Origin of the sequence: Thalassospira lucentensis, from assembly GCF_011806425.1 — a bacterium.
Classification (GTDB): domain Bacteria; phylum Pseudomonadota; class Alphaproteobacteria; order Rhodospirillales; family Thalassospiraceae; genus Thalassospira; species Thalassospira lucentensis_B.
Map to the genome: position 1 here is coordinate 1,120,730 of NZ_JAATOV010000001.1, position 16,134 is coordinate 1,136,863.

At 53.3% G+C, this 16,134-nt stretch carries 14 protein-coding genes; 8 read left to right on the top strand and 6 right to left on the bottom strand.

The window, feature by feature from the left end:
- The first annotated feature begins 2 nt into the window (after positions 1-2).
- Positions 3-185 carry a hypothetical protein gene (locus tag HCZ99_RS05220; protein ID WP_167445830.1) on the top strand — a complete coding sequence of 61 codons (183 nt, stop codon included), beginning with the start codon at positions 3-5 and terminating at the stop codon, positions 183-185.
- Positions 186-410: 225 nt separating this feature from the next.
- On the opposite strand, the gene HCZ99_RS05225 is transcribed toward HCZ99_RS05220, so the two are convergent.
- From HCZ99_RS05225 to HCZ99_RS05250, 6 genes are all read right to left on the bottom strand, one after another.
- Positions 411-1,706: an MFS transporter gene (locus HCZ99_RS05225; protein WP_167445831.1), complete on the bottom strand. Its 1,296-nt coding sequence runs from the start codon at positions 1,704-1,706 to the stop codon at positions 411-413.
- 165 nt (positions 1,707-1,871) lie between these two features.
- Complete coding sequence (locus HCZ99_RS05230) at positions 1,872-3,887, bottom strand: TRAP transporter permease (RefSeq protein WP_167445832.1); 2,016 nt, start codon at positions 3,885-3,887, stop codon at positions 1,872-1,874.
- A 5-nt stretch (positions 3,888-3,892) separates the two neighbouring features.
- Positions 3,893-4,402 (bottom strand): DUF1850 domain-containing protein, encoded by a 510-nt coding sequence (locus HCZ99_RS05235; protein ID WP_167445833.1) that lies wholly within the window; start codon positions 4,400-4,402, stop codon positions 3,893-3,895.
- Entirely contained in the window at positions 4,399-5,364 is a 966-nt protein-coding gene (locus tag HCZ99_RS05240; protein ID WP_167445834.1) for a TAXI family TRAP transporter solute-binding subunit, read from the bottom strand. The genes HCZ99_RS05235 and HCZ99_RS05240 overlap by 4 nt, the downstream gene beginning before the upstream one ends.
- A gap of 529 nt (positions 5,365-5,893) precedes the next feature.
- Entirely contained in the window at positions 5,894-7,297 is a 1,404-nt protein-coding gene (locus HCZ99_RS05245; protein WP_368484230.1) for a sigma-54-dependent transcriptional regulator, read from the bottom strand.
- Positions 7,298-7,309: 12 nt separating this feature from the next.
- Complete coding sequence (locus HCZ99_RS05250; protein WP_167445835.1) at positions 7,310-9,028, bottom strand: ATP-binding protein; 1,719 nt, start codon at positions 9,026-9,028, stop codon at positions 7,310-7,312.
- A gap of 335 nt (positions 9,029-9,363) precedes the next feature.
- Between HCZ99_RS05250 and HCZ99_RS05255 the strand changes: the two genes are divergently transcribed.
- From HCZ99_RS05255 to ptsP, 7 genes are all read left to right on the top strand, one after another.
- Positions 9,364-10,080, top strand: coding sequence for a response regulator transcription factor (locus HCZ99_RS05255; RefSeq protein WP_167445836.1), 717 nt, complete (start codon positions 9,364-9,366; stop codon positions 10,078-10,080).
- Between the two features lie 55 nt (positions 10,081-10,135).
- Positions 10,136-11,785: a stimulus-sensing domain-containing protein gene (locus HCZ99_RS05260; protein ID WP_254869433.1), complete on the top strand. Its 1,650-nt coding sequence runs from the start codon at positions 10,136-10,138 to the stop codon at positions 11,783-11,785.
- 99 nt (positions 11,786-11,884) lie between these two features.
- Entirely contained in the window at positions 11,885-12,325 is a 441-nt protein-coding gene (locus HCZ99_RS05265; protein WP_167445837.1) for an HPr kinase/phosphorylase, read from the top strand.
- A 17-nt stretch (positions 12,326-12,342) separates the two neighbouring features.
- A complete protein-coding gene (rapZ, locus tag HCZ99_RS05270; RefSeq protein WP_175581383.1) occupies positions 12,343-13,329 on the top strand; it encodes an RNase adapter RapZ in 987 nt (328 codons plus the stop codon).
- A gap of 18 nt (positions 13,330-13,347) precedes the next feature.
- A complete protein-coding gene (locus HCZ99_RS05275; RefSeq protein ID WP_167445838.1) occupies positions 13,348-13,752 on the top strand; it encodes a PTS sugar transporter subunit IIA in 405 nt (134 codons plus the stop codon).
- 97 nt (positions 13,753-13,849) lie between these two features.
- Positions 13,850-14,125: an HPr family phosphocarrier protein gene (locus HCZ99_RS05280; protein ID WP_167445839.1), complete on the top strand. Its 276-nt coding sequence runs from the start codon at positions 13,850-13,852 to the stop codon at positions 14,123-14,125.
- A 73-nt stretch (positions 14,126-14,198) separates the two neighbouring features.
- The gene (gene ptsP / locus HCZ99_RS05285; protein WP_167445840.1) at positions 14,199-15,995 is read left to right on the top strand and encodes a phosphoenolpyruvate--protein phosphotransferase; all 1,797 of its coding nucleotides are present in this window, start codon (positions 14,199-14,201) and stop codon (positions 15,993-15,995) included.
- Positions 15,996-16,134 lie beyond the last annotated feature (139 nt).

The following is a 16,134-nucleotide window of genomic DNA, read 5'->3' on the forward strand; positions in this document are numbered from 1 at the left end:
TCATGGCCACTTACGAAGAAATCACCACCCGTTACATCTCAGCCACCGAAATCGAAGCTGGCGTACGTAAAGGTCAGCAGCTCCGCGCTGAGTTCGTCGGTAACTTCTTCCGTAACCTGTTCAAAGGGTCGGATCAGGTTTCGGGTTCGAAGCATCCGGCAGGCACCGTTGGTGGTGCTGCCTAATCAGCTTGTCACGGTTGAGCGCCGATTGATTTCCTCCCCAAGAGGTGCTCCCGCAAGCTGATCTACTTTTACTATCTAGCGTCTTCCTCCCTATTTGACGCTGTTTTCCCGACTGGCCCGGTCACTTTTGTGATCCGGGCCATTTTTTTGTCCACGCTTCAGACGTTGCGTCACTTATGATGACTGGCGATCTGGCGATCTGGCGATCTGGCGAACGTTCGTGGTTTATGACCGCGTCGGGCTGGTGACGCCGGGTGGCTCGTAAAAGCCCGGGCGTTCAGAGATCCACGACAACACCGTAATGATGCCAAGACCGGCAATGGTCAGTCCCAGCATGACCTCAATCGGTATGTTGGCGGCAAACATCCAGCCATATATCGCCGGACCAATTGCCGATGCCAGCACCATGACCGAGGTCATATTGCTGCGCACCGCACCGATTTCATCCATGGGGACAAGTTCCGGGATAATGGCGGTGCGAAGCGTTGTGGCAAATCCGGTCGTGATGCCGACCAATCCCATATAAAGCAAAATCATCACCGGATGATTGCCCAGTGTTAGCAACAAAACCCCGACCATCACCGGGACTAAATGCCATGGGAAAAGACGACGGGCGGAATATCTGTCAATCAAGGGCCCGCTGCCAAAGGCGCCAAGTACGGATGTGATGGCAAAGACGGTAAACCCGGCAGCAAACCAGCCAAGATCAATGCCCTTGTGACTGGCAATTGCCCCTTGATGGAAAAACAGGGCCGTCATCACCATCGGCTGTGCGGCCAGCATGGGCATACAAAACCAGATATAGAGCGATCGAAACAGACGTGGATGGCTGCTGTGGCCCGCCGAATCCGAGGCAGTGCTGTCTGCCGCGTCGGTGTCATCGGCCGTTTGCTTGGGGGCGGCATTGGCGGGTTCGGTTTTGGAGGGGGCATCGCGAAACCGTTTGTCTGATCGGATCAACCAAATCGCAAGCGGGACCATAATGATAATAATAAACGCGCCAGCCACCCCATAGGTATATCGCCAGCCAACAAGCGCGATCAGGGCCAGAAGGGTGGCGGGTAAAACCGCCTCGGCCAAGGGAAAGCCGAAACTGGCAATCGCAAGGGCGCGTCCGCGATGGCGATCAAAATAGCGCGCAATCCCGGTCATGCTGACATGGCTCATTAAACCCTGACCGGCAAGACGCAGGACAAACAAGGCTGCAATCAGCATCCAGACATTTGGCGCAAACGCAATCATCGCACAGCCAATTGCAAGCAAGACCATGCTCGCAACACTGTAAGACAGAATGTCGACCTTATCGATCCAGCGCCCAACCACAGGCAAACACAGCGCACTGGCAATCGTGATACCGGCATAGATATTGGCAAACTCGGTTTCGTTTAAGGCCAAGCTTGCCGAAATGAACGGCACGAAAAGCGCGATCAAAAAGGTCTGCCCGAACGATGATCCGAAGCTGTGCAGCGCGCCAAAGGCTAGTTGCCGTGGGGCTTGGCGAAGCAGAAAGATGAATTGCATGAGGATTCTAGCAGACGGTTTGAGGTGACGTTAAATAGTATGAGGAATACTATGGGTCGAAAATCGACCTGTCTAGTGCCCGGTTGGGTAGGGCTTGTGCCTGAAACGAAAAATGCCCGCAAGCATCAAACTTGCGGGCATTTTGGAAGATGGCTTTAGGTGGCCCTAACTTGTGGCGACGGCCGGTGTTGGGCCGTTCTTTTTGCCTTTCCACCAGTTCAGACCAAGAACCACCAGAAGGACAATCGTCCCGGCAATCTCAGCCCGAAGATCAGGCCAGAAGACACCAATGGTGGCCGGAACAATCACAATGCGTGAAATGATGTCCATATGGGCAAACAAGTAACCTTCAAGTGCGGAAGCAAAAGCAACAAGGCACAAGATGGCGGTGAAACCGGTCCAAAGCACGATCTGGATGGATCCGCCTTCGATGATTTCCGGGTTAAACACCATGAATGCCGGAATAAGATACAGGCCCTTGGCAAATTTCCACGCCTGGAAACTGGTTTCCATGGGATTGGCGTTGGCGATGGCAGCCCCCGCAAAGCCCGCCAGCGCAATGGGCGGTGTCACGTTACTATCCTGCGAATACCAGAACACGACCAGATGCGCGATCAGAAGCGGAATGCCAAATTCGTTCGACAAAGCCGGACCAACCAGAACGATCAGAACGATATAGGATGCCGTAACCGGCAAACCCATACCAAGGATCAAGCTGGCAATCAGAACCAGAACCAGTGCCAGAACAATGTGGCCACCTGAAAACGCAATCATCATCGATGAGAATTTCAGGCCAAGACCCGTCAGACCCACAACGCCGACGATGATGCCGGCAACCGCACAGGCCATGCTGACCGCAACCGCGTTTTTGGCACCAAGTTCAAGGGCGGCAAGGGTGATTTGAATGCCCTTAACAATCGCTGCTTTCAGGGCATCATGGTTGCGCGGTTCGCCTTTTTGGGGCGCGATAAAGAAGAACCAAATTGCATAGCGAAGGGCGGCAACCGCCATGACGGAAATGATTGCCCAGAACCCAACACGCATGGGCGAGATGTTGATCACCAACAGGTAAATCAAAACCCCAAGCGGCAAGATAAACTGCCAGCCTTCTTTAAGGACCTGTTTCCAATCTGGAAGTTCTTCGACCGGCATGCCGCGCATACCGTTCTTAAGCGCAACAATGTGGACAAACAGATAGACCGTGCCGAGATACAAGATGGCCGGGAAAATCGATACCATCACGATGTCGAGATACGGCACCTGGGTATATTCCGAAATCAGGAACGCACCAGCGCCCATCAGCGGCGGGGTGATTTGCCCACCCGTTGATGCCGCGGCCTCAATCCCGCCGGCCTGTGCCGGGCGATAACCAAGGCGTTTCATCAGCGGAATGGTAAAGGCACCCGTGGTCACAACGTTGGCAATGGCCGACCCACTGATTGACCCCATGCCAGCCGATGCCAAAACAGCGGCCTTTGCCGGGCCACCGGGCTTTTTGCCCGTGGCGGCATAGGCCATATCGATAAAGAATTTACCCGCACCAGTGACTTCAAGGAACGCGCCAAACAGCACGAACATGAAGATATAGGTCGCTGCAACCCCCATCGGCAGGCCGTAAATGCCTTCCTGGCCGAGGTAAAGCTGCCCGACAAGGCGGTCAACATCCGCCCCACGGTGCGCCAAAATACCAGGCAACCATTCGCCAACCCATGGCAACGAACCGCGCGGCCCCGACAGGGCATAGACAATGGCGACAATGCCAATAACGGTCATGCCAAGGCCAACCGCACGGCGGCTTGCCTCCAGCACGGTGACGGTGGCGATGATGCCGATGATCAGGTCGGTTTCGCTCCAGAATCCGGCGCGGTTGAAAATCGCATCAAGGAAGAATGACAGATAAAAGCCGGTGGTAAAGGCACCCGCCAAAAAGGCGATATCAATAATCCAGCCCAGCACGCCGCGTTTCTTGTCGCCGCCAAAGGCGGGGAACATCAAGAAGGTCATGAACATGATGAACGCCAGATGGATGCTGCGCTGATAAAACAGGCCCAGCGGTTCAATCCCCGCGGCATACATCTGGAAAAGAGACAGTGCGATCGCAACAACAGAAATTGTCATCACAACAAATTTCGGCTGTGGCAGTCTGTTGGCCATGGATGGCAGTGGTGCCGGTTCAGACATGAAACTTATTCCCCGGTATCAAGGCGGATGGTGACACGGGTGTGTTCAGCCATCTTTGAAAGATATATTTCGTCACCATCGGTTGTGACGATGCGATGGTCGACAGCAAGACTGCCGACACGCAGGGCATAGGCATTGCCCGGCACAGGTTCGTCGATATCCTCAATCCAATAGCCACCACCTTTGGCACTGGTCAGGATTCCACGCCCCGGATAATGGCCAAGACCTGCGGCAAAATCGGGTTGATAGGCACGGTGAAGAACCATTTTCCCCAGATCATCGACATAACAGTCAATGACCCCATCGCCGGTGACCGAGTGATTCCAATAAAGGCACCAGCCGGTTTGGCGGGGAATGGATGTTTGGGCCAAAACGGTTCCGTCATCCGCAATGACCTTAAGCTGGTCGTTTACGGTGCCCGGAATGGTTTCGACGTGGCGGGACGGGCCCGCACAGGCCGACAGAAGAATGGTAAGGGCGGCCAATGCTGGCCGCCCCCAATTTAGCGAAATCATGGATAAAGCTTAGGCGGAATCGGTGAACCGGTTTCTTCGTAGAAACGAAGCGCACCCGGATGCATCGGAATCGGGGTGGAGTTCAGCGCGAAGTCAACGGTGGTATCGTTGGCTGCCGGGTGAATGGCGATCAGTTCATCAACATGCTCAAACAGGGCTTTGGTGATCTGATAAGCCAGTTCGTCGTCCATTTCGGCATTCACGAACAGAACGTTCGGGGTCGATACGGTGTTAACCGGTGCTTCCACGCCTTCATAGATGCCTTTGCGCAGCGCATAAGGTGCGAAGGTCGGTTCGGCATCAAGCGACGCAACGATTTCCTCGTCGGTCAAGCCGATCAGCTTGATATCGCGGGTGGTTGCAAGGTTAAGGATCGAGCTGGTCGGTGGGCCAACGCTCCAGAAGCCGGCATCGATGTCGCCATCACGCAGGGCATCTGCCGTTTCGTTGAAGTTCAGGCGCTGTTCTTCGATGTCGTCATAAGAGATGCCATTGGCTTCAAGGACGGTTTTGGCCGAAACTTCGGTGCCCGAACCCGGTGCACCAACAGAGACGCGCTTGCCTTTAAGGTCGGCAAGGCTGTTGATGCCGCTGTCGGCCATGGTCACGATCTGAACGGCGTTCGGATAGATCGATGCCAGTGCGCGCACGTTATCAAGGGTGCGGCCTTCGAATTTGCCAGTGCCTTTGAAACCGGCATAGACGGTGTCAGCAAGACCAATAGCAATGTCACTGTCGCCACGGGAAATCAGACCCATGTTTTCAACAGATGCGCCGGTGACTTCGGCAACGGCGGTTGAACCGTCTACATATTTGGTGATCAGTTCGGCAAGGCCACCACCGTACGGGTAATAGGTGCCGCCGGTGCCGCCGGTTGCGATGGAAAGCTGTTGGGCCGATGCGGGTGCAGCGGCGAGAATCATGGCTGCGGCTGCTGCTGAAAGCAGATTACGTAGCTTCATGGTAGTCCTCCCTTATTAAACACGCGTTTCGTCGTTACGGACAAAAGATCATCGTCAAATGATGGATCTTTGGGTTCAAAATCGGCCCTTTTGAAAGGCCTGTTATTTTTGGATTTCAATCGTAAAATCGAAAAATCCTGCGATTTGTGCACAAAGTGCCGCAGCATTCCGATCGATCCCAGAAAACCGGCTGTATCGCCGTTCTTAACCGGGCAATCGGTGAAATCTTTTGGAAAATGAAATGAACAATAGCCAAAAAGCGCAGCGTCCAAATTGGACGTGTTGCCATTCTTCTCCCTTTGTTTTTTTTCATTTTATCATTTTGGTACTCGAATGTGCAATGTGTATGCCAAAGAACAGAATTAAAATTTATCTTTTAAATTCAATTGTTTAATAAAGTGCCGCATTGCGAATAAGCGGATAGTTGCCGATGCTGCCGGTTTAGTCGGCGGATTTCCGCTTATGTGTTGCGTGCATTCGTTTGCGCGCAGGGGCTTTTGGGGGGCTTAATCGTATCGGATTCGGTCGCCTACGCAGTTTGGTCGCGGCGGATGTTTAGTTTCTTCATTTTCTCGTTCAGTGTCCGCCGTGGAATATCGAGTTCTTCCATCACGGATTTAACGTTGCCGTTATGGCGATCCAGCGCATCCCGAATCAGGCGTTCTTCGAAATGTTTAACCTGATCTGCCAGGGCAAGGGCGTTTGATACTGATCCTTGGGGCTCAAAGCCGCCCTTAAACAGGCGCTGAAATCTTTCTTCTGGCGCGCCGACCAGCAGCACATAGCGTTCGGCAAGATTTTTTAATTCGCGGACATTGCCCGGCCATTCATGTTTTGTCAGTTGACCGAACAAGGCCGGGCTGGGCCGGTCATAGGGACGTTCAAACCGTTCGGCGGCGCGTTCGGCGAAAATATCAAACAAAAGGGTGATGTCGTCCGTACGATCGCGCAAAGGTGCGATGGGCAGTTCAAACGTATTGATCCGAAACAGCAAATCCTCGCGGAAGGTGCGCGCAGAAACAGCATCGACCAGGTTTTCGTTGGTCGCACAAATCAGACGAAAATTGACTTTGACTGGTGCGTTCGATCCAACCCGCACGACTTCGCGCTGTTCAATGACGCGCAGCAATTTGGCCTGAAGTGCCAAGGGCATGCTTGATATTTCGTCTAAAAACAGCGTGCCCTTATTGGCGTTTTCGATCCAGCCAATACGCTGCCCCGTGGCGCCAGTGAAGGCACCCTTTTCGTGGCCGAACAATTCGCTTTCGGCGGTGCTTTCCGGGATGGCGGCACAATTGACCGCGACGAATTTTTCATCACGCCGTTGGCTTAGATCGTGAATGGCGCGCGCGACCAGTTCCTTGCCGGTTCCGGTTTCACCAGCGACAAGAACCGGCACCTCGGTCCCGGCGATGTTGGCGATTTCTTGCTTAAGGGCCCGCATCGGGATGCTATTGCCGATCAGGCGACCATCAAGATTGCTGAGACTGGAAATATTGGCAATCTGACGCCGCAAATCCCGGTTTTCGATGACGAGCTTGCGCTTTTCAATCGCGCGAATGATGCTTTCGACGATGTCTTTGGGCTCGAACGGTTTTTCGACAAAATCGTAGGCGCCACTTTTCATTGCATCGACCGCCATGGGCACATCACCATGCCCGGTCATGATGATCACCGGGATATCGCGATCACATGTTAGAACCGATTTGGTAAAGGTAATGCCATCCATTTTGGGCATTTTCACATCGGTCAAAATCACGCCGGCAAAATCGGGCGTTATGTCACCCAATGCATCACGGGCATCGGAATAAACCGTGACGTCAAAATCAGACAGTTCCAACCATTGTGCCAGTGAAACGCGCATGGCTTCATCGTCATCAACAATGATGATGTGCGCTCTGCTGGCGGTCGAAGATGTTTGATCGATCGTCACGATGTCTGATCCTTAATCCCTAAGCAATGGCAGGCGGACTTCAAAGCATGCCCCGCCCGATGGTGCGTTATAGGCTTTTATGCTGCCGCCGAAGTCGCGCACAATGCCATATGTGACCGAAAGCCCCAAGCCGACACCTTGGCCCGGTTCCTTGGTGGTGAAAAATGGATCAAACAACAGGGCCAATGCATCATCGCTCATGCCCGGCCCTGTATCGGAAATGCGCATGATTACGGTATCAATGTCTGATGTCAGGTCGATCCGAATGCGTTTTTCGGGGCTGTCGATCATCGCATCAAGGGCATTGCGGATAATATTGACGCAGATTTGCTCGATCCGCACCAAATCGGCCTGAACGCAAAGCGGGCTGTTCGGTTGATTGCGTTCAAGCTGGCAGTTTTCAGCATCCAGCTGCGGCCCCAAAAGCTGCAGGGCGTTATCAAGGGCGACTTTAAGGTCGACCGGTTCCAGAACACCGGTCGATTTGCGCGAAAATGTTTTGAGCTGACCTGTGATCGCGCCCATGCGTTCGGTCAAAGACGAAATTTGCGAAATATTTTGATCAAGCTGCTCTGTCTTGCCGCGTTCGATCATAAGCTTGGCGCTGGCACAAAATGTACGGATGGCGGCGATCGGTTGGTTGATTTCATGGGCGATGGCGGCCGACATTTGCCCCAGTGCGGCCAGTTTTCCCGCCTGAACCAACTCGTTCTGGGTGCCGCGTAATTCGTTTTCGGTTTTGCGGCGTTCGGTGATTTCTTCCTCAAGCCGGGTATTAAGCGCCTGAATGCGTTCGAATTCCAATGCTTCGCGTTGGGAGGCCAGTTTCAATTCACGTTCACGCAAAAACAGAATGATCAACAGGATCAATCCGGAAACAATGACGGTGATTAACATCACCATGCCTTGTCGGGCGGTGACCTCATTCATCGGGGTCAGAAAGAAAATGCGCCAATCGCTGCCGTCTATTTTTTTGACGTCATAAAGGAATTTGTCTGATCCGATGGCAAGGGTGCCGCTACCGTCGGCAATTTGCCCACCGATGTCTAAGCTTTGCAGTTTTTCGTCGGAATATTGCCGGTTGCGGACAATCCGTTCGCGGTTTTGGGCCGAAAGCGGCAACAAGGTGCGATATTTCCAGTCCGAACGACTGGTCATGGTGATCACACCATCCGCATCGGCAACAAATACAACTTCGCCGCCGTCTTGCCAGTTTCGTTCCAGTTCATCGAGTTCAAGCTTTACGACGACGACGCCAATGATCTGGCCATCAATCGGACCGTTGCGTCGGATCGGTGTGGAAATGAACAGGCCGGATCGCCCGGTTGTCACTCCAATCCCAAAAAAGAATCCTTCGGCGCCGGTAATGGATTGCTTGAAATAGGGGCGGAAACTGTAATCTTCGCCGACAAAACTATCTGGGGTGTTCCAGTTGCTTGATGCGATGGTTTTGCCAGATCGATCCAAAACATAAAGTGCCGCCGCGCCGGACCGTTCATTGACCTGTTGTAGATAACGGTCGGCCGTATTGGCATTTCCCAGCCCCGAAACCGCATCAATCACCTGATGGTGGCGCGACACGACGTAAGGCAAATAGCGATACCGGTCGATGGCCGCGCGCAACGAGCTGTCATAAAGCGCAAGGCGGGCCTGTGCGGTTTTTTCCAGTTCACTGATTGTCAGATTGCCGGTCGAGCTCACCGCAAGCCACACGAAAAGCCCGGCAATCATCACCCCGGCCAGGCTGAGCGTTATGCGGCTATAATTGCTTAACCAGTAAAAAATGGATGCCTCCAGGCGGGTTTGGGATCATTTATGCTTTTGGGGCGTTGCAGATCGGTTGGCGGGGCCATATGGGCAATTTCAGACAATATTGCGTGATGGATTGTTATTTGTCCCCGCTTAGGAAAGTCAACTGATACAAGTATGCGTGTTGCGTGCAAAATTTACGAAATACGTAGCCTTATTTATGTCTAATGCGGTTATTTTTTCGCCACATTAGAATGTAAATTGTATAATCATGAGAATTTCGAGCAAATTTTATCTGTCCAAGGGATGAGGTTCAGGTGAGTAAGATCGCACTTGTAGATGACGACCGGAATATCCTGACGTCTGTATCGATGGCGTTGGAAGAAGAAGGATATGAGGTTCTTACATATTCTGATGGATCCGAGGCGTTACATGCCCTGACCAAAGAAGAGCCCGATCTGGCGGTCCTTGATATCAAAATGCCGCGTATGGATGGATTGGAGCTTCTGACCCATTTGCGTAAGAAAACGCAGATGCCGGTGATTTTCCTGACATCCAAAGATGACGAGGTCGATGAATTGACCGGTCTTCGTCTGGGCGCGGATGATTATATCAAAAAGCCGTTTTCCCAGCGTTTGCTGATTGAACGTATTCGCACCTTGTTGCGCCGTTCGGAAATCATGCGTGCGGGTGGCGTACGCCCGAACGGGTCGGACGATGTTGTCCAGCGCGGCGATCTGGTTCTGGATCCGTCGCGCCATATGTGCAGCTGGAAAGGCTTGCACGTGAACCTGACGGTGACCGAATTCCTGCTTATTCAGGCGCTGGCAAAGCATCCGGGCCACGTGAAAAACCGTGACCAGCTGATTGATGCGGCATATGGCGAACATATCTATGTTGATGACCGTACGATTGACAGTCACATCAAACGCCTGCGCAAGAAGTTCCGCGAAACCGATGACGAGTTCAAGGAAATCGAAACCTTGTACGGTGTGGGATATCGGTATCGTGACACAGCCACAGTAGCGGGCTGACACCACGTTTTTCGGGCCGGATTTTGATCCGGCCCGGCTGAATTTGCGGGTTTGAATGAGCGACTTTGCCGCCGACGATAACGACCAAACAACGGTCCAGCACGAAACGCGCACAGCACGTATAGAAGAACGTCATGGGCTTTTTTCCCCGCTGACATGGCGCATTCTGGCTGTGAATGCGTTGGCGTTGTTCGTGCTTGTTGCCGGGATTTTGTATCTTGGCCGTTATAAGCAGGAATTGATCCATTCCGAACTGGAAGCCATGGCGGTTCAGGCGGAAATGTATGCCGCTGCGCTTTCGACGTCAGCGGTCAGCTCCGGGGATGATGCCACCAATCGGGTCAAGCTTGAAGTGGCGCGCGAAATGGTGCGTCGTTTGGTTGGTATTACGGGCGCACGCACGCGCCTTTTTGCGGTGAATGGCAATCTGATTGCCGATAGTCGCAATATCAAGACGTTTGGGGCCGGGGCCATTCAGGCCGAAGAACTTCCCGCCCCTGGCGACGACGACTTTTTCGCCGAAGTTATGCGCAATTTGACTGACGGTTTGCTGGCCCTGTTTGAGGGTGATCAGCCGCTTCCGCTGTATGTTGATCCGCCGGTTGCCAGTGCGGCCGATTACCCCGAAGTCCGGGCGGCTCTTGCGGGATATTCGCGCGGCGTTGTCCGTGTGGATGGTCAAGGGCGCCGGGTCTTGTCGGTATCCGTACCTGTGGCCCGGTTCAAACAGGTTTTGGCATCTGTGATGATGACCAAAAGCGGTGATACGATTGAAACCGCCCTTCATGCGGTGCGGCTTGATATTCTGAAAATCTTTGTCTTTGCCTTTGGCATCACGGTTTTGCTGTCGATCTATTTGGCAGGGGTAATTACGCGCCCGCTTAATCGTTTGGCCCGGGCTGCCGAACGGGTCCGGCGCAGCAAAAACCGCCAGTTCGCCATTCCCGATTTGTCTGATCGCAATGACGAAATTGGCGACCTTTCAACGACCTTGCGTGACATGACCGAAACGCTTTGGGATCGTATGGATGCGATTGAACGGTTTGCGGCCGATGTTGCCCACGAAATTAAAAACCCGCTGACGTCGTTGCGCAGTGCGGTGGAAACCGCCACCCGCCTTAAAGATCCCGAACGCCAACGCCGACTGATGGAAATCATCGCCGAAGACGTGCAGCGCCTTGATCGGTTGATCAGTGATATTTCCGATTATTCGCGTATGGATGCGGAACTGTCGCGCACAGAATCTGAACAGGTTGATCTGCGTCCGTTGCTTCAAACGATCGGCGAACTTTATAACGCCAATCCGGATGGTCCGCGGGTTAAGGTCTCGGTTCCTGAAAATCTGGTGGTCCCGGCCCTTGAAAGCCGTCTGACCCAAGTGTTTAGAAACCTGATTTCAAACGCGATCACCTTTACCCCGGAAGGCGGCGAAGTCCGTGTTCGGGCATGGCGCGATAAAAATCAGGCGATTATCACCGTCGAAGATGATGGTCCGGGGATTCAACCGGGCAAAGAAGAAGCGATCTTTAACCGCTTTTATACCGAACGCCCATCGACCGAAAAGTTTGGCCAGCATTCCGGGCTTGGCTTGTCGATTTCCAAACGGATCATGTCGGCCCATAACGGGGAACTGACCGCAAAGAATCGGACTGTCGATGGTGACGTTAAGGGTGCGGTCTTTACCATTGAATTGCCGCTTGATTGATTGGAAATGATCGGTTTTTGCCGGTTTTCAAAACATCCTGATGGGGCGTGTGCGTTTGGGGTTTGACAAGGCCCCGTCCGCCAAGCATCGTTTTTCATTATGTCCCAAATTCACGCAAATTGTATCCTGATCGGCGCGTATGCCGTTTTGCTGCGCGGTCCGTCAGGTTCTGGAAAATCCAGCTTGTCGCTTCGCCTGATGTCATCGGGTGCGGTGTTGATTTCCGACGACCGAACCGATCTTTGCGCACGCGATGGCCGGTTGATTGCATCCTGCCCGCCGCAAATCGCCGGGCTGTTTGAGGTGCGCGGTATCGGGGTCGTGCGCGGATTTCCAACCAAGGCCGAGGGCGATGTGCGGCTGATTGTTGATTTGGTCGACGATCTGGGCGATATCGACCGTATGCCGAACCCAGAATCCGAGCAGGTTTGCGGGATCGAAATCCCAAAGTGGAAATTTTGTGTTTCTGATCTGGCGGTTGAGGCCAAGATTGGGGTAGCTTTGGCGCTTGCAACGGGTCAGATGCAACTTGAACCGTAGTTCAACAGGAAACCGATTTGCCCAAACGTCCAGAACATCGCGCGACAACGGCGTCAGATCCGGTAGATAAAGAACCGGTAAACTCAGATCGGGCAGATCAGCCCAATGGTGACTTTGTGGATCATACAGATTTCAAAAATCGATTGGTTCTTGTGACCGGGGTTTCCGGCGCAGGACGGACGACTTCCCTTAAAATCCTTGAAGATTTCGGGTTTGATGCGGTGGATAACTTACCGCTTCGACTTTTACCCGCCCTGATTTCCGGCGCCAAGCGCCCCGAACAACCGACCGCCATTGGCCTTGATATCCGAACCCGTGATTTTGGCGTCGATCAGTTTGTGTCCATCATTGCCGAACTTCGTGAACAGCAGGGTGTTGATCCGCTTGTGGTGTTCTTGGATGCGGAAACATCCGTTTTGCAGCGCCGGTTTACCGAAACGCGCCGTCCCCATCCGCTGGCGCATGACAGGCCGCTTGTGGATGCGATCGAGCATGAAAAACGCCTGATGGCGCCGATTGCCGCGACCGCGGACATGACCATTGAAACATCGCGCTTGAAATCAGCCGAACTGCGCAAAATCCTGCAAGACCAGTTTCACATCGGTGAAATCGAAGGCATGTCGGTTTTTGTTAAAAGCTTTTCCTTCCGCCAAGGTGTGCCCGCCGAGGCGGATTTGGTTTTTGACGTTCGCTTTCTGCGCAACCCACACTATGATCCGGATCTCCGTCTTTTGACCGGGTTAAATGATAAGGTGGGGCACTATATTGAAGAAGACCCGGATTTTTCCGGGTTTGTTGATCGGCTTCGGGCGTTGCTCGAGCCGATTTTACCGCGTTATGCCCGTGAAGGTAAAAGTTACCTGACCATCGCAATCGGGTGTACCGGGGGCCAACACCGTTCGGTTTATATCGCACGGATACTAAATGACTGGATTGCCGAACTGGGATATGACGTTCATCTCAGTCATCGTGATAAGCCCGATGAACCGCATTCGGGGGATTGATAACATGGAGAAAACTGCATGATCGGGATGGTGCTTGTCACCCATGGCGATCTCGCGAAAGAGTTCGTATCTGCCTTGCAGCACGTCGTGGGCGAGCAGGATAATGTCGAAGCGGTCTGTATCGGACCCGATGATGACATGGAACAACGTCGTGCGGATATTCTGGCCAGTGTCGAAAAAGTCGACAGCGGCAACGGGGTTGTGCTTTTGACCGACATGTTTGGCGGGACCCCGTCGAACTTGGCTATTTCCATTATGGAACAGGCCCATGTCGAAGTCATCGCAGGGGTAAATTTACCTTTGTTGATTAAACTGGCCTCTGTCCGGGGGGAAGGCACTTTGGCCGAAACGGTCAATGCTGCCCAAGAAGCCGGACGCAAATACATCAACGTCGCATCACGACTGCTGAGCGGCGAAGAATAAGACGAAGATAAAAATCAGGGCCGGGCGCATGGCTAACGCGTGTCCGGCCAGTTGGGGTTAGGCTGGGGCTTTGGCCGGGAATAGCGCGGGGACATACATGGCGCAGACGGAAAAACGCATTTTAACAATAAGTAACCAGCGCGGCCTTCACGCGCGCGCAGCGGCAAAATTTGTTAAACTGGCGGGTGAATTTGAATCGGCGATCATGGTGCGCAACCGTGGTACCGAAGTTTCAGGTGTTTCGATCATGGGGCTTATGATGCTTGCCGCATCAATTGGCACCGAGATCGAGGTTGAGGCCACGGGCCCAGACGCCAAAGAAGCAATTGAAGCACTGACCGTTCTTGTGAATGACAAGTTCGACGAAGAATAAAAAAAGCACCCCTGACGATGATTGGGGGTAAAATGACTTTCGGGAAACAACAAGATAGGTCCTGAACCCCGGTTTGACAGTTCCGCCAAAAGACCCATCGACGCGCAATGACCATGTAACCGCCGACCGCCGTGTGATCACGGGGTTGGGGGCGTCTGGGGGTATTGTTATTGGGCGGGCGTTTGTTTTAAACCGCCAATATGTTCAGGTCAGCCGCAAACCAATTGCCGACGACGCGGTCCAAGACGAAATCAAACGTCTTCATGACGCTGTTGCCGAAAGTATCGATCAGCTTAAACGTTTAAAATCCCAATCGGCCAATGTGGGCGGTGCAGCGTCAGAGGAACTTGGTTTCCTGATGGATGCCTACATTCATATGTTGACCGAATCGCGCTTGGTGCGCGGGGCAGAAGACCTGATTAAATCGCGTCAGCTCAATGCGGTGCATGCGGTCAGCGAAGTGATCGATGTGATTGCCAATCAGTTTTCAGGGATTGATGATCGCTATATCGCGGCACGCGCATCGGACATTCGCGATGTTGGTTTGCGTTTGATGCGCTGCTTGATCGGGGAAACCGATCGTGTGGCCGATATGGCGCCAACCGGATCAATCTTGATTGCCGAAGATGTCAGCCCGGCGGATATGGCCCGGTTTAACCCCGGCCAACTTACCGCCTTTGTCACCGCCCTCGGCGGGGCAGAAGGCCACACCGCAATCATGGCGCGGTCGCTTGGCATCCCGGCTGTCCTTGGTGCGGCAGAGATTATTCGCGGTGTGTCGGGCGGCGATCAAATCATTGTCGATGGCGGACGCGGTGAGGTCATCCTTTCGCCGACTGAGGATGATATTGCGCATTACACCCAACGGCGGGCCGATTGGCTGGCCGCGCGCGATAAATTGGCAAGCCTGCGCGATGTGCCATCGGCCACGCGCGACGGGGTCGATATCGATCTGCATGCCAATATCGAATTACCAATCGAACTTTCCGCCGCCCTTGAAAACGGTGCCAGTGGTATCGGTCTTTTGCGCAGCGAGTTCATGTTCATGAACAAGGACTACCTGCCCGACGAAGACGAACAATATGAAGAACTGGCCGATATCGTAAAGCGGATGGATGGCAAACCGGTCACGATCCGTACCCTTGATATTGGCGGGGAAAAATTGGCGGTCGCGTTGCAAGCCGATATGGGATCTGGGCCCAACCCGGCGCTTGGATTGCGTGGCATTCGATTGTCATTGCGCAAGCCCGAACTGCTTGAAGCCCAGTTTGGCGCAATTTTGCGCGCATCGTTGCATGGCAATGTGCGTGTTTTGATTCCAATGGTGGTCAGCGTTCATGAAATGACGCGCACCCGCCAAATTTACGAGGCGGTGGCAAAACGCCTGCGCAAACAAGGCCACGCCATTCCCGATCAATTACCCCCGCTTGGGGCGATGATTGAAATTCCCGCGGCGGCTATTGCGGTCGATACCTTGGCACGAGAATGCGATTTCTTTGCCATCGGCACCAACGATTTAACCCAATATACGCTGGCGATTGACCGTACCGATGATCAGGTTGCCGGGCTTTTTGATGCGTTGCATCCGTCCGTTTTACGGTTGATCCGCGATGTGATCAAACTGTCGAACGAACGCGATATTCCGATCAGTGTATGCGGCGAAATGGCCGGTGACCCGCGCTATGTGCCGCTGTTTATCGGGTTTGGGTTGCGCAATTTGTCGATGTCGCCGGTGAATTTACTGTTGGTCAAACAACGTTTGCGCCGTCTTGATACGCGCAATTCCAAACATCAGGCCGACCGCGTGATGGAACAATGGGATTCCGCCCGCATTGCGATGATGCTTGATGATTTCAATGATCTTGCGTGAATAAATATCTGCGCGATTTCTTTCCTCATACAAATGATGGTGACCTTTTGATCTTGCTCGACTTTTGTCGGACCAAGGCAAGGCATTGTTTTGCGCACCAAAATTTTACAGAAGAAAACACTTGAAATAGACATAAAGA

Excerpts from the sequence above, each read along its gene's own strand:
- HCZ99_RS05220 (WP_167445830.1), top strand. The coding sequence starts at position 3 with ATGGCCACTTACGAAGAAATCACCACCCGTTACATCTCAGCCACCGAA.
- HCZ99_RS05225 (WP_167445831.1), bottom strand. The coding sequence starts at position 1,706 with ATGCAATTCATCTTTCTGCTTCGCCAAGCCCCACGGCAACTAGCCTTT.
- HCZ99_RS05230 (WP_167445832.1), bottom strand. The coding sequence starts at position 3,887 with ATGTCTGAACCGGCACCACTGCCATCCATGGCCAACAGACTGCCACAG.
- HCZ99_RS05235 (WP_167445833.1), bottom strand. The coding sequence starts at position 4,402 with ATGATTTCGCTAAATTGGGGGCGGCCAGCATTGGCCGCCCTTACCATT.
- HCZ99_RS05240 (WP_167445834.1), bottom strand. The coding sequence starts at position 5,364 with ATGAAGCTACGTAATCTGCTTTCAGCAGCAGCCGCAGCCATGATTCTC.
- HCZ99_RS05250 (WP_167445835.1), bottom strand. The coding sequence starts at position 9,028 with ATGATTGCCGGGCTTTTCGTGTGGCTTGCGGTGAGCTCGACCGGCAAT.
- HCZ99_RS05260 (WP_254869433.1), top strand. The coding sequence starts at position 10,136 with ATGAGCGACTTTGCCGCCGACGATAACGACCAAACAACGGTCCAGCAC.
- HCZ99_RS05265 (WP_167445837.1), top strand. The coding sequence starts at position 11,885 with ATGTCCCAAATTCACGCAAATTGTATCCTGATCGGCGCGTATGCCGTT.
- HCZ99_RS05275 (WP_167445838.1), top strand. The coding sequence starts at position 13,348 with ATGATCGGGATGGTGCTTGTCACCCATGGCGATCTCGCGAAAGAGTTC.
- HCZ99_RS05280 (WP_167445839.1), top strand. The coding sequence starts at position 13,850 with ATGGCGCAGACGGAAAAACGCATTTTAACAATAAGTAACCAGCGCGGC.